Here is a 21,688-nt window from a genome sequence, read left to right on the forward strand (position 1 = left end):
CGTCGGTCAGCCAGAAAAGATTGCTCATGTCACCGCTCCGTTTTCGGATCCGTGAATCACGCAGCGCTCGGAAAATCAATGCATCCTGACCCTAGGTAATGAAGTTATGATAAAATCCTCGTATGTCAGAGGGGCGGCTTGTTGGCTTACGTGCCCGCGAGATAACGGCACGGTGTTCCGGACGCCAATGACGCCCGAGAACCCCGAATGAGTGAACCTGCGACCCGGCCAATCCCGCCTTTGCCTTCAATCTCCTATGCCAAGACCAAACAAGCGGCCGAGGCGTTGGTTATGGAGGCGTTTGAGGACTTTCCGCCGTCCTCAGATTTCTCAATGCGGGCCAATGCCGTTCGGTTGCTGGTTGGCATGTGGTTCATCCACGGCAGTATGTCCTTTCCCAGAGGCTGGGTCACACCGGCAATGCAGGCATTCATTGAAAGCGGTGTTGATTGCCCCAACCCTCGGTGCTGGCGATCTTATCGGTCAGATGTGAAAGACAACCCTGGCCAATTCCTTTCAACCCCAGGAGCGCCGGGTGATCTTATCCGGCAAATGGAACTCGACGTGATGGGCGAAGTCTAAGCCAGCATTTCACGCTGCACAGTCACACGCTGGTCCCCCGCAGCAGGCAAACGCGGCATCGTATAGCTGTTGGGTCATTTCAACTCCTTTCCCGACACCGGACGGCTAGCATGTTTCTCCTTTTCAGCTAGCCGTCCGGCTCACCGACGACCGCTAAACGAGGACCGATATGGATAAGAAGGAATTGGACCAACGCATTGCCGAACTGAACGCCGAGCGTGAACGCCTGAGCGGGGAACTCGACAAAGCCCGTATCGAGGCCCGAGAGGCCATGATCGCCGGGAAGAAACCCGGCGGAACCGCAGCCGCATTGGCTGAACGGATCGCAATCGTGGACGATGCCTTGGCCGAGCTTCAAGACCGCAGCCGAGGGGCTGCCGAAAGTGCCGAACGGAACAATCGCCGGCGTCGTGCCGAGGCCGCACTTGATGCCACATCGAAGCGGGCCAAGCTCGCCGCCGAAGTGGATGATGCTCTCAATGCGCTGACTTCTTCGTGGGATGCTTATGCCGATGCCCTGCGTAAAGACGTTGGGCAGGTTTCGGGTGCTGGTGGCGACCTGACCGCCGTGGAGCGGGCGCTGACGAACAACCGGGCCGCTGAGCCCCTGGTGAAAGCTCTGATCCAGTCAGGCGGCGTCAAGCTCGCCCGCACCTTTGGCATCGATACCCCGATCCGGGAACGCCACGCAATTTCTCTTGTCGATGCCGAGGGGCGGGTGGCCGAAAGCCTACGGGTGGAATTGCTCCGCATCAAGGCATCGTCCCCGCAACCTTACGTGTCCCGAGAGGCACAAGCTGAACTGGAAAAGATGGAGGCCACACGATGAGCCAGGAAGGACAACGCCATGCCGCTGAACTGGCACGGCTGGAAGCACGCAAGAAAGACCTGGAAGACGCTTTGATGCGGCTGGCCCGTGATGAAGCCGAAGCTCAGGAAGTCGCTGAACTGGCCCTGGAGGTCGAACAGCTTGAAAACCAAGTGGAGACCGCCCGAGCGGCGGCGAATATGGAGAAGACCATGACCAAAGATGTGCGTAAGGTCGCACGGCTAAACCGTGAAGCCGCCGAAACCCAGCTTGATACGCTGGCCAAATCGATGCAGCAGGACGGTGAAACCTTCGAGAAAGCCTACCTGCGGGCGCTTGATACCGACATGGGTAAGGCGCTGATGCAGACCCGCGACGATGCTCAGGAACTTGAGCGGGGTGGCATCACTAGCATGGATGTTGCCGAAGCGCACAAACAGCTTGGCGGCTAACGCGATTTATGGCTTGCCCTTCGACAGAAGGGCCTCAACGGCATCGGTCAGCGATGCAATCGAACTGTGCCGGTGCCCCGAATACTTATCCTTCGAGGTTGATAGACGGCTGGGCGCCAGCACGTACTTGTTCGGACGGTCGGTAGCTACGGCCGGAATGTCGGTCGTCGGTATCATCCAGGCCGTTTCTATGGCCAGGGTCTCCATTTCCATGACGACACATATCAACGCCCCCGACTTGCCCTCCCCAAACGTCGTTTTCTGGACATCGAACTGCACCCTCTTGACCGGTTTGTCTGGGTCGAGCAGCCAAGACTTCACCTGAATCGGCAACGCCCGGCCGCTGATCTTGTCGAGCACGACCAAATCGATGCCGTGGTCGTCTGACAGAGGCTCAAAGGGCGACAACCTTCCTCCGGACTGTGACATGAGCGCCGTTGCCACATGCAACTCAGCGATCTTGCCTCTTTGCGTCGAAGTCAGATTTTGGCGCAATCCCATTGCGTTATCCTGTTTTGGGATAATTCTATTTCGGGATTATCGCGACCAGCACGAGCAGTCAAATGGAACGTGCGGTTGTCAAAGAGCATCTACGATGAAGAATACAGGAAGCTCATCGACGATTTGCGCGCTGAGCGGAAGGCGGCTGGCCTGACGCAACAGGCCTTGGCCGATAGATTAACGAAGCCTCAATCTTTTGTGGCCAAGGTTGAGGGCTACGAAAGGCGGATTGATGTAATTGAGTTCGTCCACTGGTGCAGGGCGCTCGGCATTGAACCCGCCAAATTGATGTAGGACCGCCTGGACGCCGCAGCACGTCACCCCGACATACTATCATTTACCTCTGGCGCCCCAAATAAGGATATGCCGGGGCTTGACGTTTTCCTATTAGATGGTCCGTTCACACGAATCGTGGACGGCTATTTGGAGAAAACTCATGCCTATGGACCAGCCCAACATGCCAAACTTAATCCAGACTGATGTGGTCTGTCTGGAGCAACGCAGGAACGACCTCGCAATTCAACTTGAGGATGTGGAATGCACACTTTGGAACGAGATGGTCAACATCGCGATCCAGCTCGAAAGGGGCAATGCGATTTCATCGGAGGCCGCCCTGGTACTGGCCCGGAACGATCTTCCTGATTTCGAAGACTGGGACTGAACAATGGTGCCGTCCATCTATTGGTGGTCGGCCCTTCTCGTTTTCAACGGCAAAAAAGGAGATTGATATGCCTTTGGATAGAATTGGTGTTGCATCTACGATGCTAAACTTTAATCCCGATTGCACCGCGCGAACGTTAGCTGAAGCGCTTCAATGTTCGGAAGGATATGCCGCGTCGCTTAGGACATTCTTTCGCAACAGCGACGGGAGCGCCGAAGCGATGCGACAGAAGAATAGTGAGGCCAGTCGGCGTTGCAGAGCTGGGAAGCAAGCTCTCCACCGAGACGCAGCGTAATATTGTTGGGCGCCGGGCTTGGTCACCGGCGCCCAACGGCGTCGATTAGCTTGCGAGGACGGTACTGTGCCGAAAAGCATGAACGCCCACACGCCCGCCGTATGTACAAGACTCGATTTTGTGTGACGCAAATTCTGCAAGGGTTGGCAGTTCCGTGTCTAAGAGGCTGAACTCCTCCACGAGAAATTCACAGACATGCCCATGTGCAATCTCGAATGCTTCCTTAACCAGATCAGTCGGCGCATCGGTGACAAGGGCAGGACAGTTCACGGCACCTAAGCCGTGAAGGGCGCCGGATTCCGCGTACCAATTCCGCTCCTCCAGCCAATTCGCGGCCAAATCCAAATGGAGCATCTCTGTTGAATAAAACTGCGACTCCGTCAGGGCAGTATTCTTATTCGGAAAGGGGATTATCTTTGCGGTCAATTTGTTTCTCCTTTTTGCGGTAACGGTTGGATTGTGAACTTCGAGGCTATTTCCCGGAACCCTCATGTCCGATTGCAGGGCGCAATGCGGGCTAAGAAAAGACCGCTATTTCGCTTGAAGCAATTTGTGAGCAACCGACCGGCTCGCAGGCTACCCGCTTCTCGACAGGATGATCCTATCAACGCTGATAAGGAGAACAGCCATGACCAAGACCACCTATGTTGCAACTGCACCTGACGGATCGGAACACACCCGCAAGACCGATCGAACCTACTCTCATGCTGTCCTGCTGGAAGGCAAAGACGGTTGGGCAGTGGTCGGCTTCTGCGGTCGTCTTGACCTCGCCCAAAAGAAGCAAGGCGAGCATCCGGGCAGTATCTTTGTCGAGGTCAGAGAACTCGGTGCGACCGAGGCCGACGAGACCAAGGCCGAGGCTGCCGAAGACGCCGAGCAAGCCAGCCATGAGGCAGAGGAAGCCGCCGAGACCGGTCGGCCAAAGCTGACGATCAGCCGCCTCACTGAAAAGCTGCTGATGGACGAAAATTTGGGCTATGCGGCGATTGTGGATCAGATCGTGGCCGAGTTTCCCGGTGCCAAAACCACGACTCGCTCGGTTGCTTCTGTTGCAGCGGTCATGCGGAAGAAAGGTGTGGATGTTCCGATGCGCAGGAAGTCAAAGGGCTAGGCGTTTGTGTAGTTGGCGGCCTTCGTGGTCGCCGACCCCAGCAGTTCCTTAGGCGGCTTTTCGTGGCGTGATCGTGGCGTGCATCCGTTTTGCCATAAACGACGGAATTCTTTGGCTCAACCTTCGGAGATCATCGCTGTGACAGTCCCTCAGGCGTTTCCCGCTACCGCAAGGACACAATGCGTGTCCTTTAATTTTCTGGCGAGAAAGCAGGTGAAGATAGTCTGCTATGACTCTTGCGTCGGGGGACACGCCGAGAAGATCAGCATAGCTTTCTAAAACGCCGAGAACGCCATGTGATCTTTCACCATAGGGCCAACTGCCATTGACCTCAAAGTGGGTCTGGCTGACGAAATAGTCGTGCATCGGCCCAGTGAGAAAGGTCTCAAAACGATGATCTGGTGCCGTCAATAGCCACTCCTCCCAAACGCCTAGGCAGCAGTTCCCATCCTCTGGAAAAACATGACGATCAGCTATCCGCGGAATACGCCCTCCGGTCTCGAAAACGACTGGTTCCTCAACGGGAAATCCCGCTGTCACTCCTGCCTGGATTTTGTAGGAATCGAAGACCCCATCTGGCGTATCGACTGGCCCATCGGGTCCACAAGCAAGGAACTGGCCCTCAAGAATAATTAGCCTTTCTGTTCGTGAAACGCTCAGCTCTGGCTGATGATGAGCTACTGCCTTTTGCACCTCAGAATAGAAGGCGTCCGGTATAGTCACTCCGCCCAAGGTTTGCCACCACTCCCGCTCTCTTTCCGAGCGTTGACCGCCGACTCCATTCGCGATTGCTTTTCGCTATCTGAGAGTGCAGCCGCTGCTTTCGAGGCAAGAAATGGTGCGGCCAGACCGGCACCGCCAAGAGCACTCTTGGTTTCAAGGGGAGCACTGGAGCTGTTTGCCGCATTCTTAGTAGCATCGTCAAAAAAGCTATGGCGGAAGACGGTCTTCCAAATCTTGTTGGCGTCTGAATCTGTGATGTCGTCCGCGTCAAGTTTGTCGAGTTCCTTTACGGTGTCCTTAGCCTGGTCGATCAACCGACCAATGCGGTCGGTATCCTTGTCGTCTGATACTTGAACTCCGTTGGCAAACACGGGCGTGTATTTCGAACGCTGTGACAGGCTGCGAAGCGTCTCCCGGAAGGACCTGTCGTCGCGGCCCTCATCCGCCGTGTAGCACTCAATGAATAGCGCGGTAGCGACCAAACCGCCGGGAAAAGACCTTTTGAGCCTTGCGGCATGCGTCTTCGAGAAGAACTTACCAAATCGGATGATGCGTCGCAGCTGGTAGCTGCCCGAAGTCTCCGGGCTTTTCCAGGAAACCTCTCGCTCAATCCACTGGTTCATGGCGGCAGGGTCGGAGGCAACCCACTCATCGCCCGAAGACAGTTCGTAGCGCCAGCCTACATCGGTCCAGCGCCTACGGAACACGGGGAAATCACACTGATACCCGTCCGCATACACAACCCGGACACACTTTTTCTTGGTCACCGGATCGTTCTTCATATTCGTCGCCTTGCGGGCGATTGCTTGGCGAACCCAATCACGGGTGGTTCTCGGTCCATTGGCATCGTCCTGATCGAAAACGATTCCAAGGTCGATGTCGTACCGGCTTTCCTGGTCGGATTCCGGCGGTTGGGTCATGGTCTTTTGAGCGTAACCACCTTGATTGATGGTTTCTTTGAAGGCTGGCTTTTCCAATTCTTCGAGACCCTTCTCGATACGGTCGAGATTGGTTTCGCGTCTGCGCTTCATGTCCGCGCGCTGGTCGTTGCTCAGCCGGACGTGTTGGTTGTGAAAGCTGGAAATTCGCTTTGAAAAATCATACATCTTGGGCACCTGCCTCTGTCGTTCCCCTCAATCTGGTGGGCGCGCCGACGAAATTCAAGGGGATTGGGCCAGAAAAGAATCGGAGAACGAATCGTGTATTCACTGTTGCCTTGGAGATGGATTGGTTCCGCTGTCGCGTTGATTGTGGCGGTCTCGCTTTACGCCGACGACATTGGTCTGCTGTTGGGCTTTACGGTAACCGATCAGCACCTCATCCGATACCTGCCTCCCGTGCTCTTGGGTTTCCTCGCCGGGTTTTTCGGACCCACTGGCTACTGGGCACCTTGGCGGGTTGTGTGGCGCTTGATACCCGCTCTCAACAGATGGCTACCTGACCTGAATGGAGTATGGCTGGGGACAACTGGCTCCAATTGGCCGACGATCAAGAAGATGCTGGATGGGGCACAGGCTTACTCGGTCATTGACAAAGAAGAGTTGCACTCAACGCAAGAACAGGTGGATGCTATGGCCGTTCAGGTTACGGCCTCCTTGTTCCGTTTGAAGGTCGAGGCGGGCCTCAGTTCGACCGACGGGCGTTCGCATTCGATAACCGCGAAGCCTCACCGGGATCAGCACTCTGGGCGGATACATCTCACCTACGTCTATGAACAGACTTCGCCAAATCCGGCCATCACAGACGAGGAAAGGCATATGGGTGCTGCCGACCTGACCATCGACCCGGACAACCTCGACGTAGCCGAAGGAGTGTATTGGACCCGAAGGAATTGGCAGATAGGGCTCAATACAGCAGGGCGCCTTGAACTGCACCGATCCACTCAACGCAAGGAAAAGGGTAAATCTCTACGTCAATATGCGGCGGAGGAGAAAAAGCGTTTAGAGGCCGATAGTTAGCGAAAGAACATGGCACTGGGTCACAAATGATCCAACAACACCGATCCGGGCAGTGTTTGCTGTACTTACTCTGTACTCGAAAAGAAAAAGGACTTAGCGGATGAGCGCTAAGTCCTTGAAATCTTTGGCTCCGGCGGTAGGGATCGAACCTACGACCAATTGATTAACAGTCAACTGCTCTACCGCTGAGCTACGCCGGAACGGTGCAGGCGATATAGCGGGACCATTGCGGCGCGTCCAGAGGGAAATTGACGTCGCCCGCAAGTTTTTTGCCCCAGTCAACTCTGCAGCGCATAGACATAACCCATTGGGCGCACGGGTTTCTTTTGGGACCATGCGGTGTGTCGCGCGGACGAATGCCTCTGGCGCAGGGTCAGGCACACATGTGGACGGAGAGGAAGCTCTCCGCCTCGCTCCAGATTTCGTCCAGAAGCTGCGGATCGACCACCTGATCGCCCTCGGCCATTTCAATCTCCAGCATCAAGGCCCGGAAGCGGGTCAGGCCCAGGACCGCCGCGGAGCCGGCCAGGCGGTGAGCCTCCTGGCGCAGGGCGCTGGTCAGTTCGGAACTGGCAGCCAGATCCGCGCGCAGCCGTTCGACATCCTGACAGAAGGTGACCAGGAACCCCCGGGCGCGCTCCGGACCCAGGGCATCGAAGAACTGAACGATATTCTCCTGCTGATTGTCCTCGGCCAGCACCGGCGTGCGACCGGCGCGGCGGGCGATCAGATCGGCCAGTTCCCGTTTGCTGATCGGCTTGGTGATCACCTCGGCAAATCCGGCCTCCAGAATGCGGGCGTGATCCTCGGGGGCGGCATGGGCGGTCAGGGCCACGATATCCGTGCCCTCTGCCAGTTTTCCCTCCCGGATCCGGCGAATGGCCTCGATGCCATCCACCTCGGGCATGCTGATATCCATCAGGATCAGATCGAAGCTGCCGTCCCGTGCCGCCTCCACAGCCTGCAGGCCTCCGGCGGCGGTGGTCACCTCCTGGCCCTGCTGCACCAGCATCTGCTCCAGGAGCAGGCGATTGATATCGTTGTCTTCCACCACAAGAATCGCGTTGGAGCCGCTCTGCTGCTTGGTGGCGGCATCGTCTTGCTCCATCTGGGCAGAGGCAATCGGCAGCGGCATGGAAATCGTGAACAGGCTGCCCTCTCCGACCTCGCTTTCGCAGGTGATTCCCCCATCCATCGCCAGCACGATACGCCGGGTGATGGCCAGCCCCAGACCGGTGCCCTCGTTGCCGCGCCGATAGCTGGCATCGAGCATGGTGAAATCCTCGAAGATCCGCTGCTGATCCTCCTCGGGAATGCCGGGGCCGGTATCTGCCACCTGGAACTCCACCTGATCCGTGTCGGCTTGGCGCTGGATATCGACGGAAACCGCACCTTCCTTGGTGAATTTCAGCGCATTGGCAATCAGGTTCAACAGCGCCTGCTGGATCGCACGCGGCCGCCCCGCCACCATCGGTGACGGACCCAGGCTGCAATGCAGAGACAGGTCGATGCCACGGCTGAGCGCCGTGGCCTGCTGGCTTTCTAGCAGGCCTTCGGCAAGCTCCTGCAGGTCGAAGACGCGCATCTTCTCCGGATCGACGCCCGCCTCCAGGCGCGACAGCTGCAGAACATCATTGACGTGATGCAGCAGCAATTCGCCGGACACCCGCATCGCCTGCAGATAGCGCGCCTGTTCGCTGGTGGGATCGGTGTCCTCCAGCAGATCGATCGCGCCCAGCACCCCGGTCAGCGGCGTGCGCATCTCGTGGCTCATCACCGTCAGCAGGTTCGCCTTGGCCCGTTCCCCCGCAAGCGCATCGTCGCGCGCCGTTCGCAGCTCTTCCTCGGCGGCCATGCGGTCGGAGATATCGCGCAGGAAACTGACAAAAACCATGTCCTGCCCGGTCTGGCTGAGAGACAGCGACAGTTCCACCGGGAAGATCTCGCCCGTTTTACGCATGCCGTCCAACTGCACCCGCCCTGCCCCGATGACGCGGTTTTCACCGGTTTTCAGGAAACGGGCCATGCCGCGGGCATGTGCCTCGCGCAGGTGCGGCGGAATGATGAGGTTTTGCATCTTCTGCCCGATGGCCTCGGCGCGGCTATAGCCGAAAATGCTCTCGGCGGCTCCGTTGAAGGCCTGGATACGGTCCTCCTGATCGACCACCAGGATCGCATCCAGCGAGGAAGAGATCATCGCCTCCATCCGGGAGGCGGCGCGGCGGCGTTCCTCGGCCAGAGACTGCCCGCGCCGGTACATGCGTGCCAGCATCAAGGCGGTGATGGCCAATGCCACAAAAAGCCCCAGGATCACCCAGGCCAGCTGTGACAGAATGCTGAACAGCTGCAGACGCTTGGCTTCCGTCCCCTCGACCTGGATGACCACGCCGAACAGGGCCAGTTCGCGGACTTCCTCGCCGTTGTGGGCGAGTTCACCCTGCACCTGGAGCATATTCTGCAGCAATTGCTGATCGCTGACATCGATCAGCTCGGCCAGCCGATCCAGCCGGGCGCTTAGCCCGCCCAGGAGCACCCCGCCCGCCTCGCTTTCGCGCAGATCCTGAAACAGCGGGCTTTCGAGAAAGGTTGCAATGCGGCTGTAGTAGATGTCGAACTGCCGCCGGAGCAGGCCCAGGTCTTCAGGCGCCTTGGCGGCGTTGACCGCGGCTGCAAGTTTCAGATGCTCGACCTCGGCCTGAGACATCACCCATTGCATGTTGTCGGTTGCCGCAGTCGAAAGCCCCTCAAGGCGCAGCAGAACCTGGTGACCCAGACGGACGGACTGCACCGCGAGCAACGGCAGCACGATCAAGGCGGCTGCCAGAACCCAACGCGATGCAAGCGGAAAACGCCACTCCGTCTCTTGTGTCACCGATCCTCACCCTCACTGCTGCACGTCGATCCGATCCAGCTGCCAGATGCTCCGGGAATAGACCGCTTCGGTCTTATAGGCGGGATTGCTGTCATAAGGGTAAACAAGCCACAGCGGCCCCTTGGAACGTACCGACATCTCGGCGCCGTTGCGTTCATAGGCGATGATCGGCCCCCCTTCGACCGCATCCGAAACCGGCACTTCGACCATGTAGTCGTTGATCGCCCGCGCCTGAAGCACTCCTTCGGACACGCCCAGATGCGTGGTCAGCGCCAGCAGCGACACGCCAGAAAACGTCTGCGTGCCCGTGGTCCAGATGGTTTCGGTTTCAAATGAAGTTTCCCCCAGTGCTTCCAATTCGCTGCGCGTGAAGGTGACGGGCGCGGACTCTTCACCTGCAAGACGCACGGTGAGCAGCACGCCGTCCTGGGACCCGGCCCAGGCCGAACCGGCCGCCCCCGACCAGATTGCCACCGCAAAAGCACATAAGGTCCTGATCAAACGGGTCATATCTATCTCCTTCTCCATCCCGGACTATCCTGATGCGCCTACCATGCCAGATCGCAATCGACCTGCCACCTACAACTGTGGATATATTTCTATACGAAGGGATAGGCACCACACCCAATCGAGAGCAGCATTCGACTATTGCAGCATTCTCATTACTTAATGCTATGTTATTATTTAATTAGATTGTATTGGCACGCGACCGCATCAGGCCCTTATAGACGATTGTTTAGGAGAATCGGAGCAACGGCAGCGGGAGTTGATACTTATGAAACCCTTGTCGGGTAGTGTTTGATCTCGACGTCTCACATTGGCTGAGGAAATGTATGCGTATTCTTTTGGCAGATGACCACGATATGGTTCGGGAAACGATTTCCGCCTACCTCAGCAATGAGGGCGGCGCAGAGGTCTCTTTGGCGACGGATCTGTCCGGCGCCCTGGATAAGATTTCTGCGGAAGGCCCCTATGACCTCGTGCTTCTGGATTACCAGATGCCGGGCATGATGGGGCTGGACGGTCTGGCCAAGGCGCTGGCGGCCAATGGCGGCAAAGGGGTTGCCATCCTGTCCGGCAGCGCCCCTGCAAATACCGCCAAGGCGGCGCTGGATGCCGGGGCCATCGGCTTCATCCCCAAGACCATGGGGGCGCAGTCCCTTCTGAATGCGGTTCGGTTCATGAGCGCCGGGGAAGTCTACGCCCCGGTCGATCTGATGCGCGCCGAGAGCGCGACCCCGACGCACCCCTTGGCCGAACGGCTGAGTCCGCGGGAACTTGAGGTGCTGAACGGGCTGTGCCGGGGGCTTTCAAACAAGGAAATCGCCCGCGAGCTGGACCTTCAAGAGGTCACCATCAAGCTGCATGTGCGCACCCTGTGCAAGAAGCTGGATGCCAAGAACCGCACCCAGGCCGCGCTGACCGCCAAAGAGGCAAGCCTGTTCTGACCCCCGGGCGGATCGGTCGCCTACGCCGCAAAAGACATCTTTCGCAAAAGAAAGTGCCCCGCCGCGCCGGAACCGGGCATGCAGCGGGGCGTGATCCAGGCATGAAGCAAAGCCGATGGGCCGGTTGGGGAGGCCAGGAAGCAGCTTTTGCCCGGATGGGGAGTGGTCTTCGTTCCAAGTGTCGCGGTGCCGAGCCATCGGGCCCGCCATCGCTTGGCTCGATCTCAAGCGGCGATTGCACGCCCTGTTGCCGGTTTTTGACCGGCAGCCCGGGTGGCGGCAGCGCGATCGGCCTGCGCATCGCTGTACCAATCCGCAAAGGGATCCTGCTGTGGGTCTTCGCACGGCAGCGCCACAACCGTCTCCATGCGCGCCAGGATCGCTGTTTCGAAATCTTCCCGACGGACCCGGTCATAGGCCTGCGGCGCAAGGCGCAGGAAGCCATCGCGCGCATCGATCTCTTCGACCGCACGTTTGGTGGATTGCAAAAGACGCGGCGCATAGCGTTTGAAGGCCGCCAGCAGGCTTCCGGCCCGTACCATGTAGACACCCGCATTCGTCAGCGCGGCGGACGCCGAGGCGCCGGAAGTGGCGTCTTTGAACAGCGCCTGAACCGGCTCACCCAAGCGGGCACGGCACAGGGGCTGCGCGTGACCATAGCGGGAGGTGCCGCGGCCCTCCTGCGTCAACAGCACCAGGCTGCCGACAAAGACCTCCGGCAAGGCCGCCTCTAGGACGTGATAAAAGGGAGCGCCTTCGGCACCGGAATACTCGGCCGGAAGCACCAGAAGAGTGGCCTCCGGGTCATGCTGGAACCTGAGCGCGACCGCCGCCAGGGCGGCAGCAGAATTCGACAGGCCGGGTTCGATCAACAGGTCGCCCGAGGCGCCCACCGCCTGCATCTGTTGCACCGCGAGGAACCTGTGGGCTTCGCAGGCAACGATGGTGGGCGCGGCGAACATCGGGTGCATCAATCCCCGCAGCAGCGATTGGAACCGGCTTTCGACCATCTCTTCACCGCAGAAATGCGCAGGCAGGCTCTCTGCCGCCCCGCATCCGCCTGGCTCCTGCGGGCCAGAAAGTACAATCGGATAGATCATGTGACGCCTCTCCGGGTTGATACCGTTAACCCATTAATAGGCCCGCAGCCCCGCAAAAGCGCCTATCCATGGGGCGGAAGACCCGGTGCAAAAGGATAGGCCCTTGGCGCGAAACTACTGCTTCAGGCTCACCCCAGCCGCGAAGGCAGATGCGCATAGCCCCGGAACCGGATGCGCCCGCCGGGCACCCGACCGGGCAACAGATGGTAGTTCGGATAGCGCTTCAGGAAACGCTCGATTGCGATCTTCCCTTCCAGCCGCGCCAGTGTCAGCCCGACGCAGACATGCGGTCCGCCCGCAAAGGCCAGATGGCGGTTGGGCTTGCGCGCGATGTCGAAACGCCCCGGATCCTTGAACACCTCCGGGTCGCGGTTGGCCGCCCCGATCACCAGGTGCAGGTTGGTGCCGCGCGGGATCTCCACCCCGCCGATCTCGACCATTCGGGTGGTTTCGCGGTTGCCCAGCTGGTTCGGGGACCGCATGCGCAGCATCTCCTCCACCGCCGGTTTGATCAGCTCGGGATCCTCCTGCAGACGCGCGCGCTGATCGGGGTGATCATTCAAGAGCGCCAGCCCGTTGCCGATCAGGTTGGTGGTGGTCTCATGCCCCGCGTTCAGGATGAAGATACAGTTCTGAATGAGTTCGATCTCGCTCAGCTGCGCATCCGCCCCCTCGCCCCGAATGAGCCGGGTCAGCACATCTGTTTCGGGATCACCGGGATGCGCACGACGATCGGCGATAAGGCCGGTCAGGTAGGTCTTGAACTCCTCCACCGCGCGATGGCCCTGCGCCAGCTGCGCGTCGCTCAAGGCAGGCTCCAGCGCGCCCAGGATCGCCAGCGACCAGTCCCGCAGCGGACCGCGCTCCTCCATCGGCACGTCCAGGAGATTGCCGATGATCTGGATCGGGATGGTGGAGGCGAAATCCTCGATCAGGTCCACCTCCTCGCGCCCTTCCATCGCGTCAAGCAGCTGATCCACGGTATCGATCAGCCCCTGCTCCATCCGGCCAATGGCGCGCGGCGTCAGCGCCGAGGTCATGATCTTGCGCACCCGGGTATGCAGCGGCGGATCAGAGAACACCAGCGATGTGGTGTGATGTTCAAACAGCGGCGAGCCTTCCCCGAACTTGGGCGCAAAGGCAGCCTTCTTGTCCGATGAAAACGACGTGGTATCGCGATAGATCCGGTCCAGATCTGCGTGCCTGCTCAACAGGATAGAGCCATCCGGTTGTTTCAGCACCGGCGCATCGGCCAGGAGCGCATCATAAAAGGGAAAGGGATCTTCGACAAATCCGTCCGGCGGATTGGCCAGATCAAAGGCGTGGATACTATCGGTGGCTGGCTGTTTGCTCACGTGTGCTCCTCCCAGAACGTGCCGTAAGGTCATCCGCCCATCCGTGAGTGTCAATCACCATGCGGGAAAATTCCGCAACGAAACCGGCGTGACAGGATCGCGCAACCCGCATATGTTCGCCTTATGTCCTCGCCCATCTCGTCGATCCGCAATCTTGGCCCCGCCTCGGAAGAAGCCTTTGCCCGTGCCGGCATCCATTCCGCCGAAGAGCTGCGGGATCTTGGCGCCGATGCCGCCTATGCACGGCTGTTGCAGGCGGGCAGCCGCCCCCATTTCATCGGCTACTACGTGCTGGTGATGGGGCTTCAGGGCCGCCCCTGGAACGATTGCAAGGGGGAGGAGAAGACGGCCCTGCGCAAGCGGTTCGATCAGATCAAGGCCGAGAACAAAACGGCCACGACCCAGGCCGCCGGCCTGTCACGGCTTGAGCGCGAGCTGGACGCCATCGGTGTCATCCCCCGGCGCGGGTGAGGTACCTCAGCAAAGAAAAAGGCCGCGCAGGTCTCCCCGCACGGCCCGAATTCCTGATCAGGACAGATCCGGCTTAGCCGACCAGTTCCAGACCGGAGAAGAAGTAGGCGATTTCAACCGCTGCGGTTTCCGGTGCGTCGGAACCGTGGACGGAGTTTTCGCCAACCGATTCTGCGAACTCGGCGCGGATGGTGCCGGGGGCCGCATCGGCGGGGTTGGTGGCGCCCATGATTTCGCGGTTTTTCGCGATGGCACCTTCACCTTCCAGAACCTGGCAGACGATCGGCTCGGAGGACATGAATTCGCACAGTTCGTCGTAGAAGGGACGCTCGGCGTGCACTTCGTAAAACTTGCCAGCCTGTTCCTTGGTCAGGTGGATGCGCTTTTGCGCGACGATGCGCAGGCCAGCTTCTTCGAACTTGGCGTTGATCGCGCCGGTCAGGTTGCGGCGGGTTGCATCGGGCTTGATGATCGAAAAGGTGCGTTCCAGAGCCATCGGGCGTTCTCCATTCCAAAATGCGGGCACGGGGGCAATTCCCGCGCCGGATATCTCGCGCGCCGCCTAGCATGCCTGCGCCCGCATGGGAAGGGCCGAGTTGCGCCAAGAGGCCATTTACACGCGCCCAGGCGGCACAGCGGCGTGTCAGCCCGCCTCGGGCAAGGGATCGCACCGATCGACCCAGCGCACATAAAGCGCAGAGGCCAGCGCCAGGATGCTGGAGCAAAGGATGATGCCCAGCACCGCGAAAGGCGCGAGGTGAGGCTCCACCAATGCGCCGGTCAACGAGGTGATCACCGCGCCAAGCGCCACCGACAAGGCGCCCGAAAGCCCCGAGGCGCTGCCCGCAAGATGCGGCCGTACCGACATCAGACCGGCACTGGCATTGGCGATGGTAAGCCCGTTGCCGAACCCCACAAGGATCGCCGAGCCGAAGAAGACCGGAACCGATCCCTGCCCCAGTGCAAAGAGGAACAGACCCGCCAGCGGGCCAAGGGTCGCACTGATGCGCCCGGCAATGATCAGCGTCAAAAGCGGCACCCGGCCCGCAACCCGGCCGGTGATGAAATTGCCCAGCATGAAGCCACCGGTGATGATGCCGATTCCAAGCCCCACCATGGCCGGGCTCAGGTCGAACCAGGCCGCCGCCACCAGGGGCGCACCGGTGATGAAGGCAAAGAAACCGCCAATGGAGAAGGCGACACACAGGCTGTAGCCCCAGAACCGGCGCGAGGCCAGCAGTTCGGGGTATGTGCGCATCTGTGCACCGAAGGTGGCGGACCGGTTGCTGTTGGTCTCGCCCCAGTCGCCCCAGGCCAGGGCCAGCATGCCAAGGCCCAGCACAGTATAAAGGACAAATCCCGCCCGCCAGCCGAAGGCCATTTCCAGGAAACCGCCCAGCATCGGCCCCAGCATCGGCGCCAGGGCCATCGCCATCGAGACATAGCCCATCTTGCTGGCGGCCTCTTGGGCGCTGTGCATGTCGCGGATCGCGGCACGCGACACCACCTGCCCCGCAACCACCGCGCCCTGCGCCAGGCGAAAGCCCAAGAACACCCAGATCGATTGCGCCAAGGCGCAGCCGACAGAGGCCGCAACGAAGATCGCAATCGACAAGAGCATCACCGGACGCCGCCCAAAGCGATCCGACAGCGGCCCCATCACCAGCTGCAGCACCGCGGAAATCGCCAGATATCCGGCGATGGACAGGTTCACCAGGCCATAATCGGCCTGGAAATCCTCGCCGATCCGAGCCAGTGACGGCAGAAACATATTGAGCGACAGAACCGACAGGGCGGTACCGAAGATGAGCGTCACGATGTGAGGCGCCGTTTGCGCAGGCCGCATGGGGAGATCACCGACAGGAAAGGTATCAATGTGATCCAGCTAGCACGCAAGCCCAGGAAGGACCAGTTGCAACGCGGCGTTTAATGGCGCTGGTTTGCCCCCATCGGCTCTGTTATGAGCGCTGCCATGTTACGCATTCAGGACATCACCTATTCGGTCGAAGGCCGCCCCCTGTTCGACGGGGCCAGCGCCACCATTCCCACCGGTCACAAGGTCGGCCTTGTGGGGCGCAACGGCACCGGCAAGACGACGCTGTTCCGCCTGATCAAGGGCGAGCTGTCGCTGGAGGGCGGCAGCATCTCCCTGCCCTCCAAAGCGCGGATCGGCGGTATCGCGCAGGAGGCACCCGCCTCGGATGTGTCGCTGATCGACACGGTTCTGGCGGCCGATACCGAACGCGCCGCCCTGATGGCCGAGGCGGAGACCGCGACGGACCCTGCCCGCATTGCCGAGGTTCAGACCCGCCTGGCCGATATCGACGCCTGGTCGGCAGAGGCGCGCGCCGCCTCGATCCTCAAGGGGCTTGGCTTTGACGAAGAGGCGCAGCAACGTCCCTGCGCCGATTTCTCGGGCGGCTGGCGAATGCGGGTGGCCCTGGCGGCGGTGCTGTTCTCGGAGCCGGACCTCTTGCTCCTGGACGAACCGACCAACTATCTGGATCTGGAAGGTGCGCTCTGGCTTGAGGCCTATCTGGTGAAGTACCCCCATACGGTCATCATCATCAGCCACGACCGCGAGCTGCTCAATCGATCGGTCGGCGGCATCCTGCATCTGGAGGATCGCGGGCTGATTTACTATGGCGGCAACTACGACCAGTTTGCCCGCCAGCGCGCCGCCAACCGCGCCAATCAGGCCGCAGCCGCCAAGAAACAGGAAGCGCAGCGCGCCCACCTGCAGGCCTTTGTGGACCGGTTCAAGGCCAAGGCCAGCAAGGCCAAACAGGCCCAGAGCCGCGTCAAGATGCTGGAGAAGATGGAAACCATCCGCGCGCCCGAAGATGCGGCGCGCACCGTTTTCACTTTTCCCGAGCCCGAGGAACTGTCGCCGCCGATCATCGCCATGGAAGGCGGCTCGGTCGGCTATGGCGACACCGTGATCCTGTCGCGCCTCAACCTGCGCATCGATCAGGATGACCGGATCGCGCTCTTGGGCAAGAACGGTGAGGGTAAATCGACCCTGTCGAAACTGCTCTCAGATCGCCTGAAGCCGATGTCCGGCAAGATCACCCGCTCCGGCAAGCTGCGCATCGGCTTCTTTGCCCAGCACCAGGTGGACGAGCTTTATATCGACGAAACGCCGCTGCAGCACCTGCAGCGCGAGCGCCCCGAGGAAGGCCAGGCGAAACTGCGCGCCCGCCTTGCGGGGTTTGGCCTGGGGGCAAATCAGGCCGATACCGAAGTCCGGCGCCTATCGGGCGGGCAAAAGGCGCGCCTGTCGCTCTTGCTGGCCACGCTGGATGCACCGCATCTGTTGATCCTCGACGAGCCGACCAACCACCTGGATATAGAAAGCCGCGAAGCCCTGGTCGAGGCGCTGACCGCCTATACCGGCGCCGTGATCCTGGTTAGTCACGACATGCACCTTCTGAGCCTGGTGGCGGATCGGCTCTGGCTGGTCTCGAAAGGGACCGTGGCGCCCTACGAAGGGGATCTCGCCTCTTATCGGGCGCTCTTGCTGGAAAAGGACAAACCCGCCCCGAAAGTATCTGCGCCCAAGCCCAAGCCGAAACGCCCCTCCCGCGATGCCATGCTGGCGCTGCGATCCGAGGCGCGCAAGGCAGAGGACCGCGTCAACAAGCTGACCGAGATGAAGGACAAGCTGGACATCAAGCTGGCCGATCCGGAGCTTTACGAGGTAGAGAAGAAGGACGAGGCCCGCGTCTGGCAGGCCAAGCACGCCGAGGTGATGGAGGCGCTGGAGCGCGCCGAGACCCTGTGGATGCGCGCCCTTGAGAAACTGGAAAAGGCCGAAGCCCTATGATTGACACGGCCTTTCTGATCACCTCCTTTGTCACGCTGTTTGTGATCATCGATCCCATTGGCCTGACCCCGATCTTTCTGGCGCTGACCCAAGGCATGAGCCCGCGCCATCGGCGCGGCGTCGCCATCCGGGCCTCGCTCACGGCCACCTTCATCCTGGCGCTCTTCACCCTGTTCGGGGAGGCTGTTCTGGCCTTTGTCGGCATCTCCATGCCCGCCTTCCGGGTGGCCGGGGGCGCGCTGTTGTTCCTGACCGCGCTTGACATGCTGTTCGAACGGCGCACCAAGCGGCGCGAACACCAGGGCGAAGAAGCCACCGAACAGGAGGACCCATCGGTATTCCCGATCTCGATCCCGCTGATCGCGGGGCCGGGTTCGATCGCGACGGTGATCCTGCTGGCAGGTCAGAAACCGGGGATCGAAGGCTTCGTTCTGGTGATGAGCATCGTTCTGGCGGTGCTGGCGCTGATGCTGGTGATGTTCATGGTCTCGGGCGTGTTGGAGCGTCTTCTCGGCAAGACCGGCATCAATGTGGTCACCCGCCTGCTGGGCATGCTGCTCGCGGCGCTGTCGGTGCAGTTCATTCTGGACGGTCTGCGCGCCTTTGGCTTTGCCGGGGGCTAGGCCCCAAGGGCTAGGAACTCGGCTCAAACTTCCTACATCAAGGGCCAGGAGGCGCGCACATGAGCGATATGGACTATGGCCGGGTGATCTATCTGGTGCTGCTGCTGTTGGCCGTGGGATCCTGGGTCTTTGTGCAGAACCGGCAATCCCTGGGTAAGACGGTGCAATCCCTGGCGATCTGGGCCTTCATCTTCCTCGGCGTCATCGCGGGCTACGGCCTGTGGGGGGATATCCGCCAGACCGTGATGCCGCAGCAAAGCGTGATGACCGAACAAGGCCGGGTCGAGGTGCCCCTGGCACGGGACGGGCACTACTATCTCACGCTCTCGGTCAATGGCGCGCCGGTGAATTTCCTGGTGGATACCGGCGCCAGCCAGGTGGTGCTGAGCCGCAAAGATGCCGAACGAGCCGGGATTGACACCGAAAGCCTCGCCTATCTGGGCCGCGCGCAGACCGCCAATGGCGAAGTGCGCACCGCCTCCACCTGGGTCGAGGAGATGTCGCTCGGCGGAATCACAGACAAGGGCGTGCGCGTCTGGGTCAACAGCGGCGACATGGAGAAATCGCTTCTGGGCATGGGGTACCTGCAGCGCTGGTCCCGGATCGAGATCCAGAACCGCGCCCTGGTTCTGACCCGCTAGCCTGGTTCTGACCTGCCAGGATGTGCAAATCCGCCAAGATGTGCGAACCCGCTAGGCCAGAACGCCCAACCTGAGCGGATTACTTGCTGAGCCGCGCCTTGGGGTAACCGGCACCACGCACCCTGTTCAAAGCCGCCTCCCCGGCCCCGTCACCCGTGAAGGGACCAGCCAGAACCACCTTATAGGGTTTCCCGTTGCGGGTCGCCGTGCCCAGACGTACGGGCAAGCCCGTGCCACGCGCCAGGGCCTGGGCAGCGCTGCGTGCCGCTTCGGGATCGGCAAAGGTTGCGGCGCGCACATAGCGGCGCGGACCAGCGTCGGATGATGCTGTCTCGGCTGCCGGATCAGAACGGGTGGACAGGCGCATCATCAGCGGTTCGCGTGCTTCGGCCGCACTGCGCGCCTGATGTCCGGACAGGCGCACCGTCGGGCGATCCAGCGGCTGTCTCACCAGGGTGCGCGGCACCTTGTCGGTCCAGATTTCCGCCATCCGGGCGTCGCCCTCGGCGGTCCGCTGGGCGCGCATCGCATTCATCCGGTCGTCGTCCCGTTCGACACGCACATATCCCGGAGGAACAGTTGCGTCCTGGCGGATCACGGCCGATGCAATTGTACGCTCGGCCCGGCGCAGGTTCAGGCGATCATCCTTCCAGACCGGGCGATACCCCTCGGGCACGGAAAGATCGCTGCTATAGCGCCGCTGATGATAGACATGGGCCGGGACGACAGGCGTATTCGGCGCCAGCTGTAGGGAAGAGTTTTGATCGTAGCGTCCCCCACGACCATAGGTCACCGGAGATTCCGCTTGCGGGCCGCAGCGCACGTTCGCCCCGCTGTTGATATACTGCTGGCTGATGGCCGAAGCACCGGGACATCCACCCGCCGCAGGTGAGACCTGCCGGATCACCGGCGCGGGGGCAGGCGCAACCGGCGCCGGTTTGACGACCCGCGGCGGCACTGAGGCAGTCACCCGGGCCGGGGTGGCGCTGGTGCTGCTGGCGGTGCGTCGCGGCTTGGCGGTGGTCACGACCCGTGGCGCGGGCGCTGGCGTTCGAACCGAGGCCGCAGGCGCGGTTTGCGCCGCCGCGGCGCTGGCCGTCGTCGTCGTTGCGCCACCTGGGCGCTGCGATTCTGGCAAGGTGATCATCTCAAACGCCGGAGCACCACCGGTTCCTGTCTTGGTCGTTCCTGCGATGGTGGTCGGCTTGTAGCCACACAGCTGCTTGCGGCTGCGGGTGACCCGCGGCACCCAGCTCACATTGCCGTCGATACCCGCACGGATGTAGATACAGCCACGGCTGTCCACATATTGCTTGCCCTTGTAAGAGGCGGGCGGAACTTCCGATGGCGGACCCGACGCACGCAGTGTCTGCGCCTCTGCCCCTTGAAGGCCAAATGTGCCTGCAATCAAGGCGAGCGCGACAATTCTTGTTATTCTCATGAGACAGCCCCACAACATATGGGCGCAGGATGCCTGAAAATGAAATTTGAGTAAACCCGGCGGCAGGACAATCTTCCTGCCACCGCGCAATTTGTTTCCATGTCCAGTCAAGGCGCGCGAACCTGCGCGCCGCCCCCCGTTCCAGACGGCGAGCGACCGTTTACTTGGTGCCGAACATCCGGTCGCCGGCATCGCCCAAACCGGGCATGATATAGCCCTTCTTGTTGAGCTCGCGATCCAGCGCGGCGGTCACGATCGGCACATCCGGGTGCGCCTCTTTCATGCGGGCAACCCCCTCGGGGGCGGCCAGCAGACACAGGAAGCGGATATTGTTGGCACCTGCCTCTTTCAGCAGGTCAATCGCCGCCACCGAAGAGTTGCCAGTGGCCAGCATCGGATCGACCGCGATCACCAGACGATCCTTCAGGCCTTCGGGCGCCTTGAAGTAGTATTGCACCGGCTGAAGGGTCTCTTCGTCGCGGTAAAGACCGACAAATCCGACCCGGGCCGAGGGGATCAGCTCCAGCACGCCGTCCAGCATGCCGTTGCCGGCCCGCAGGATCGACACCAGTGCCAGTTTCTTGCCTGCCAGGATCGGTGCTTCCATTTCTTCCATCGGCGTTTCGATGGCGGTTGTGGTCAGCGGAATCTCGCGGGTGATCTCATAAGCGAGAAGCTGGGTGATCTCGCGCAGCAGGCGGCGGAAACCGGCGGTGGAGGTGCCCTTGTCCCGCATCAGGGTCAGCTTGTGCTGCACCAGCGGGTGATCGACAACGGTCAGATGATCGGACATAGCGGCATTCTCCTACAGAAATCTCTG

At 60.8% G+C, this 21,688-nt stretch carries 24 protein-coding genes and 1 tRNA gene; 12 read left to right on the forward strand and 13 right to left on the reverse strand.

The genetic code is table 11. The features are described 5' to 3' along the window. Positions 1-207: 207 nt before the first annotated feature. The 3 genes from PXK01_RS13010 (at position 208) to PXK01_RS13020 (ending at position 1,842) form a co-directional block, all read left to right on the forward strand. Positions 208-582 (forward strand): hypothetical protein, encoded by a 375-nt coding sequence (locus PXK01_RS13010; RefSeq protein ID WP_274860394.1) that lies wholly within the window; start codon positions 208-210, stop codon positions 580-582. A gap of 169 nt (positions 583-751) precedes the next feature. After that, the gene (locus PXK01_RS13015) at positions 752-1,411 is read left to right on the forward strand and encodes a hypothetical protein (RefSeq protein WP_274860395.1); all 660 of its coding nucleotides are present in this window, start codon (positions 752-754) and stop codon (positions 1,409-1,411) included. After that, positions 1,408-1,842 carry a hypothetical protein gene (locus tag PXK01_RS13020; protein WP_274860396.1) on the forward strand — a complete coding sequence of 145 codons (435 nt, stop codon included), beginning with the start codon at positions 1,408-1,410 and terminating at the stop codon, positions 1,840-1,842. The genes PXK01_RS13015 and PXK01_RS13020 overlap by 4 nt, the downstream gene beginning before the upstream one ends. Positions 1,843-1,848: 6 nt before the next feature. On the opposite strand, the gene PXK01_RS13025 is transcribed toward PXK01_RS13020, so the two are convergent. Further along, positions 1,849-2,343, reverse strand: a complete 495-nt coding sequence (locus PXK01_RS13025) for a hypothetical protein (protein WP_274860397.1) — start codon at positions 2,341-2,343, stop codon at positions 1,849-1,851. A gap of 75 nt (positions 2,344-2,418) precedes the next feature. Here PXK01_RS13025 and PXK01_RS13030 point away from each other — a divergent pair, with 75 nt between their 5' ends. Next, on the forward strand, positions 2,419-2,637 hold the full coding sequence (locus tag PXK01_RS13030) for a helix-turn-helix domain-containing protein (protein WP_342456192.1): 219 nt from the start codon (positions 2,419-2,421) through the stop codon (positions 2,635-2,637). A 142-nt stretch (positions 2,638-2,779) separates the two neighbouring features. Continuing rightward, a complete protein-coding gene (locus tag PXK01_RS13035; protein ID WP_274860399.1) occupies positions 2,780-3,004 on the forward strand; it encodes a hypothetical protein in 225 nt (74 codons plus the stop codon). Between the two features lie 340 nt (positions 3,005-3,344). Here PXK01_RS13035 and PXK01_RS13040 read toward each other — a convergent pair whose 3' ends face one another. After that, positions 3,345-3,725 carry a hypothetical protein gene (locus tag PXK01_RS13040; protein ID WP_274860400.1) on the reverse strand — a complete coding sequence of 127 codons (381 nt, stop codon included), beginning with the start codon at positions 3,723-3,725 and terminating at the stop codon, positions 3,345-3,347. A gap of 202 nt (positions 3,726-3,927) precedes the next feature. Here PXK01_RS13040 and PXK01_RS13045 point away from each other — a divergent pair, with 202 nt between their 5' ends. Further along, positions 3,928-4,410 (forward strand): hypothetical protein, encoded by a 483-nt coding sequence (locus tag PXK01_RS13045; protein WP_274860401.1) that lies wholly within the window; start codon positions 3,928-3,930, stop codon positions 4,408-4,410. 48 nt (positions 4,411-4,458) lie between these two features. On the opposite strand, the gene PXK01_RS13050 is transcribed toward PXK01_RS13045, so the two are convergent. After that, positions 4,459-4,821, reverse strand: a complete 363-nt coding sequence (locus tag PXK01_RS13050; protein WP_274860402.1) for an SEC-C metal-binding domain-containing protein — start codon at positions 4,819-4,821, stop codon at positions 4,459-4,461. A gap of 308 nt (positions 4,822-5,129) precedes the next feature. Then, on the reverse strand, positions 5,130-6,239 hold the full coding sequence (locus PXK01_RS13055; protein WP_274860403.1) for a cyclic GMP-AMP synthase DncV-like nucleotidyltransferase: 1,110 nt from the start codon (positions 6,237-6,239) through the stop codon (positions 5,130-5,132). A gap of 93 nt (positions 6,240-6,332) precedes the next feature. Between PXK01_RS13055 and PXK01_RS13060 the strand changes: the two genes are divergently transcribed. Further along, positions 6,333-7,091 (forward strand): Cap15 family cyclic dinucleotide receptor domain-containing protein, encoded by a 759-nt coding sequence (locus PXK01_RS13060; protein ID WP_274860404.1) that lies wholly within the window; start codon positions 6,333-6,335, stop codon positions 7,089-7,091. A 125-nt stretch (positions 7,092-7,216) separates the two neighbouring features. Here the strand turns inward: PXK01_RS13060 and PXK01_RS13065 are convergent. The 3 genes from PXK01_RS13065 to PXK01_RS13075 all read right to left on the reverse strand — a co-directional run bounded on the left by PXK01_RS13065 (position 7,217) and on the right by PXK01_RS13075 (position 10,473). Then, a tRNA-Asn gene (locus PXK01_RS13065) sits at positions 7,217-7,291 on the reverse strand. A gap of 173 nt (positions 7,292-7,464) precedes the next feature. Then, entirely contained in the window at positions 7,465-9,963 is a 2,499-nt protein-coding gene (locus PXK01_RS13070) for a hybrid sensor histidine kinase/response regulator (RefSeq protein WP_274860406.1), read from the reverse strand. A gap of 12 nt (positions 9,964-9,975) precedes the next feature. Continuing rightward, positions 9,976-10,473: an oxidoreductase gene (locus PXK01_RS13075; RefSeq protein WP_274860408.1), complete on the reverse strand. Its 498-nt coding sequence runs from the start codon at positions 10,471-10,473 to the stop codon at positions 9,976-9,978. Positions 10,474-10,796: 323 nt separating this feature from the next. Between PXK01_RS13075 and PXK01_RS13080 the strand changes: the two genes are divergently transcribed. Then, complete coding sequence (locus tag PXK01_RS13080) at positions 10,797-11,411, forward strand: response regulator transcription factor (protein ID WP_274860409.1); 615 nt, start codon at positions 10,797-10,799, stop codon at positions 11,409-11,411. A 224-nt stretch (positions 11,412-11,635) separates the two neighbouring features. Here PXK01_RS13080 and PXK01_RS13085 read toward each other — a convergent pair whose 3' ends face one another. Both PXK01_RS13085 and PXK01_RS13090 read right to left on the reverse strand, forming a co-directional pair. Further along, complete coding sequence (locus PXK01_RS13085) at positions 11,636-12,511, reverse strand: hypothetical protein (protein ID WP_274860410.1); 876 nt, start codon at positions 12,509-12,511, stop codon at positions 11,636-11,638. Between the two features lie 128 nt (positions 12,512-12,639). Next, entirely contained in the window at positions 12,640-13,866 is a 1,227-nt protein-coding gene (locus tag PXK01_RS13090) for a cytochrome P450 (RefSeq protein WP_274860411.1), read from the reverse strand. A 123-nt stretch (positions 13,867-13,989) separates the two neighbouring features. On the opposite strand from PXK01_RS13090, the gene PXK01_RS13095 reads away from it, so the two are divergent. After that, positions 13,990-14,337, forward strand: coding sequence for a TfoX/Sxy family protein (locus PXK01_RS13095; protein WP_274860413.1), 348 nt, complete (start codon positions 13,990-13,992; stop codon positions 14,335-14,337). Between the two features lie 73 nt (positions 14,338-14,410). On the opposite strand, the gene ndk is transcribed toward PXK01_RS13095, so the two are convergent. Both ndk and PXK01_RS13105 read right to left on the reverse strand, forming a co-directional pair. Beyond that, entirely contained in the window at positions 14,411-14,833 is a 423-nt protein-coding gene (ndk, locus tag PXK01_RS13100) for a nucleoside-diphosphate kinase (RefSeq protein ID WP_274849034.1), read from the reverse strand. Between the two features lie 147 nt (positions 14,834-14,980). Further along, positions 14,981-16,183 carry a multidrug effflux MFS transporter gene (locus tag PXK01_RS13105; RefSeq protein WP_274860414.1) on the reverse strand — a complete coding sequence of 401 codons (1,203 nt, stop codon included), beginning with the start codon at positions 16,181-16,183 and terminating at the stop codon, positions 14,981-14,983. Between the two features lie 126 nt (positions 16,184-16,309). Here PXK01_RS13105 and PXK01_RS13110 point away from each other — a divergent pair, with 126 nt between their 5' ends. From PXK01_RS13110 to PXK01_RS13120, 3 genes are read left to right on the forward strand one after another with little or no spacing between them, the layout of a single operon-like run. Continuing rightward, positions 16,310-18,163, forward strand: a complete 1,854-nt coding sequence (locus PXK01_RS13110) for an ABC-F family ATP-binding cassette domain-containing protein (protein WP_274860415.1) — start codon at positions 16,310-16,312, stop codon at positions 18,161-18,163. Next, positions 18,160-18,786, forward strand: coding sequence for a MarC family protein (locus tag PXK01_RS13115; protein ID WP_274860416.1), 627 nt, complete (start codon positions 18,160-18,162; stop codon positions 18,784-18,786). The genes PXK01_RS13110 and PXK01_RS13115 overlap by 4 nt, the downstream gene beginning before the upstream one ends. 59 nt (positions 18,787-18,845) lie before the next feature. Further along, positions 18,846-19,427 carry a retropepsin-like aspartic protease family protein gene (locus PXK01_RS13120; protein ID WP_274849030.1) on the forward strand — a complete coding sequence of 194 codons (582 nt, stop codon included), beginning with the start codon at positions 18,846-18,848 and terminating at the stop codon, positions 19,425-19,427. Positions 19,428-19,506: 79 nt separating this feature from the next. On the opposite strand, the gene PXK01_RS13125 is transcribed toward PXK01_RS13120, so the two are convergent. Beyond that, complete coding sequence (locus PXK01_RS13125) at positions 19,507-20,868, reverse strand: SPOR domain-containing protein (RefSeq protein WP_274860417.1); 1,362 nt, start codon at positions 20,866-20,868, stop codon at positions 19,507-19,509. 160 nt (positions 20,869-21,028) lie between these two features. Then, positions 21,029-21,661 (reverse strand): uracil phosphoribosyltransferase, encoded by a 633-nt coding sequence (gene upp, locus PXK01_RS13130; protein ID WP_274849028.1) that lies wholly within the window; start codon positions 21,659-21,661, stop codon positions 21,029-21,031. Between the last annotated feature and the right edge of the window lie 27 nt (positions 21,662-21,688).

Origin of the sequence: Phaeobacter sp. PT47_59 (genome assembly GCF_028890025.1) — a bacterium.
Lineage (GTDB): Bacteria > Pseudomonadota > Alphaproteobacteria > Rhodobacterales > Rhodobacteraceae > Phycobacter.

What these genes read in the sequence shown, in the direction of transcription:
- PXK01_RS13095 (WP_274860413.1), top strand. Translation starts at nt 13,990, where the DNA reads ATGTCCTCGCCCATCTCGTCGATCCGCAATCTTGGCCCCGCCTCGGAA.
- PXK01_RS13105 (WP_274860414.1), bottom strand. Translation starts at nt 16,183, where the DNA reads ATGCGGCCTGCGCAAACGGCGCCTCACATCGTGACGCTCATCTTCGGT.
- PXK01_RS13035 (WP_274860399.1), top strand. Translation starts at nt 2,780, where the DNA reads ATGCCTATGGACCAGCCCAACATGCCAAACTTAATCCAGACTGATGTG.
- upp (WP_274849028.1), bottom strand. Translation starts at nt 21,661, where the DNA reads ATGTCCGATCATCTGACCGTTGTCGATCACCCGCTGGTGCAGCACAAG.
- PXK01_RS13080 (WP_274860409.1), top strand. Translation starts at nt 10,797, where the DNA reads ATGCGTATTCTTTTGGCAGATGACCACGATATGGTTCGGGAAACGATT.
- ndk (WP_274849034.1), bottom strand. Translation starts at nt 14,833, where the DNA reads ATGGCTCTGGAACGCACCTTTTCGATCATCAAGCCCGATGCAACCCGC.
- PXK01_RS13110 (WP_274860415.1), top strand. Translation starts at nt 16,310, where the DNA reads ATGTTACGCATTCAGGACATCACCTATTCGGTCGAAGGCCGCCCCCTG.
- PXK01_RS13020 (WP_274860396.1), top strand. Translation starts at nt 1,408, where the DNA reads ATGAGCCAGGAAGGACAACGCCATGCCGCTGAACTGGCACGGCTGGAA.
- PXK01_RS13025 (WP_274860397.1), bottom strand. Translation starts at nt 2,343, where the DNA reads ATGGGATTGCGCCAAAATCTGACTTCGACGCAAAGAGGCAAGATCGCT.
- PXK01_RS13075 (WP_274860408.1), bottom strand. Translation starts at nt 10,473, where the DNA reads ATGACCCGTTTGATCAGGACCTTATGTGCTTTTGCGGTGGCAATCTGG.
- PXK01_RS13010 (WP_274860394.1), top strand. Translation starts at nt 208, where the DNA reads ATGAGTGAACCTGCGACCCGGCCAATCCCGCCTTTGCCTTCAATCTCC.
- PXK01_RS13120 (WP_274849030.1), top strand. Translation starts at nt 18,846, where the DNA reads ATGAGCGATATGGACTATGGCCGGGTGATCTATCTGGTGCTGCTGCTG.
- PXK01_RS13085 (WP_274860410.1), bottom strand. Translation starts at nt 12,511, where the DNA reads ATGATCTATCCGATTGTACTTTCTGGCCCGCAGGAGCCAGGCGGATGC.
- PXK01_RS13055 (WP_274860403.1), bottom strand. Translation starts at nt 6,239, where the DNA reads ATGTATGATTTTTCAAAGCGAATTTCCAGCTTTCACAACCAACACGTC.
- PXK01_RS13125 (WP_274860417.1), bottom strand. Translation starts at nt 20,868, where the DNA reads ATGAGAATAACAAGAATTGTCGCGCTCGCCTTGATTGCAGGCACATTT.
- PXK01_RS13115 (WP_274860416.1), top strand. Translation starts at nt 18,160, where the DNA reads ATGATTGACACGGCCTTTCTGATCACCTCCTTTGTCACGCTGTTTGTG.
- PXK01_RS13015 (WP_274860395.1), top strand. Translation starts at nt 752, where the DNA reads ATGGATAAGAAGGAATTGGACCAACGCATTGCCGAACTGAACGCCGAG.
- PXK01_RS13045 (WP_274860401.1), top strand. Translation starts at nt 3,928, where the DNA reads ATGACCAAGACCACCTATGTTGCAACTGCACCTGACGGATCGGAACAC.